The sequence below is a fragment of the Terriglobus sp. YAF25 genome (assembly GCF_052113305.1).
Classification (GTDB): domain Bacteria; phylum Acidobacteriota; class Terriglobia; order Terriglobales; family Acidobacteriaceae; genus Terriglobus.
Map to the genome: position 1 here is coordinate 1 of NZ_JBFRCY010000973.1, position 1,339 is coordinate 1,339.

Genomic DNA, 1,339 nt, shown 5'->3' on the forward strand with positions numbered 1-1,339 from the left:
CAACCTCTGTTGTCGATCGATGTCGTTCGGCCGGCACCCCTGAGGCTGTCCTTTCAGGAGATATTTGAGCGATGTCGCAACTTTCTACCTGACGGAGTGGCTTTCGAGCCGCAACGTGTTCGGAGGCCATCCGCGAAATTCTATATTTGAGTCCAAGTTTTGGACTATAGTGTTAGGCGAAATGGCTGGCTCACTCCGCGAACGGCAGAAGGAACAGACCCGGATGGAGATGGTGCGCGCCGCCTACGATCTCTTCGTCCGGGATGGATATGACGAGGTTTCCATGGAAGCGATCAGCGAGGCCGCGGGCGTCTCGCGTGCGACCCTGTTCAACTACTTTGCGCGCAAGGAACTGATCTTGCCGGAGATTGCACGGTTACGTGTAGAGCGGCTGAAGGAATTTGCCGGCCAGATGGAGGCAGGCGTCCGTCCTGCCACACGGGACGAGATACTTGCCTTCATTCTGCGGATTGCGCGAGAGCATGAAGAGATCGCTCGCGGGCATCGCAAGCTGATGATGCTCGCGTGGTTTCAGCCGGCATCGTACGGCTATCTGCTGGAAAGGCGCGCTGAGGCTGTGGAAGTGCTGAGTGGTTTGATCGATCAGATCCCGCGCAGGAAAAAGCTATTTTCGGCACGTATGGTGGCTGAGACAATTTTCGCCGTCTTGATGGCGACGATGCTCGAATGGATGGTTAATGAAAAGCTGCCGCCGAACTGGCTTTCGCACACGCTGGAGCAGCGGCTTGGTGTTGCGTTTGCGGGGGGCGTATGAAGCGGAACGCAGTGATCGCGGGTGGTGTCGTAATTCTGGTGGCGAGCATCGCCCTGGCGTATTGGTTGTTACGCGGACCGAGGCCGCTGGTCTACTCCGGTACGGTGGAGACACGTGAGATCGAGGTGGGATCGAAGGTAGGCGGCCGCGTGACCGACGTCGCCGTCGAAGAGGGCCAGATGGTGAAGGCTTCCACGATGCTCGTGCGCTTTGAGGCGGATGAGCTGAAGGCACAGTTAGCGCAGTCACGGGCATCTGCGGATCAGGCCGAGGCGGATCTTGCCAAGATGGAGCACGGTAACCGTCCCGAAGAGATTGCCCAGGCTGAGGCGACGGCACGAGCCCAGCAGGCAGCATATGAAGCTGCGAAGAGCGGGCCGCGCACGCAGGAGCTTGCGCAGGCGCAGGCCGACTACGACGCAGCACAGGCAGATGCGATCAACGCCGAGGCGACTTTCAAGCGTATGGCAATGCTGGTGCGCGGCGAGACGATCTCGCGGCAGCAGTACGATGACGCATTGGCAAAACGCGACGCCATGGCACAGAAGTCGGAATCCGCAAGGC

At 59.4% G+C, this 1,339-nt stretch carries 2 protein-coding genes; both read left to right on the forward strand.

Going from position 1 to position 1,339, the window contains the following annotated elements; genetic code table 11:
• Positions 1 to 181 precede the first annotated feature (181 nt).
• Complete coding sequence (locus tag AB4043_RS25710) at positions 182 to 775, forward strand: TetR/AcrR family transcriptional regulator (RefSeq protein ID WP_442301183.1); 594 nt, start codon at positions 182 to 184, stop codon at positions 773 to 775.
• A partial coding sequence (locus AB4043_RS25715) for a hypothetical protein (RefSeq protein ID WP_442308547.1) occupies positions 772 to 1,339 on the forward strand: 568 nt, incomplete at its 3' end. The genes AB4043_RS25710 and AB4043_RS25715, both read left to right, overlap by 4 nt.

Coding starts and splice junctions, on each gene's coding strand:
- AB4043_RS25710 (WP_442301183.1), top strand. CDS start 182: ATGGCTGGCTCACTCCGCGAACGGCAGAAGGAACAGACCCGGATGGAG.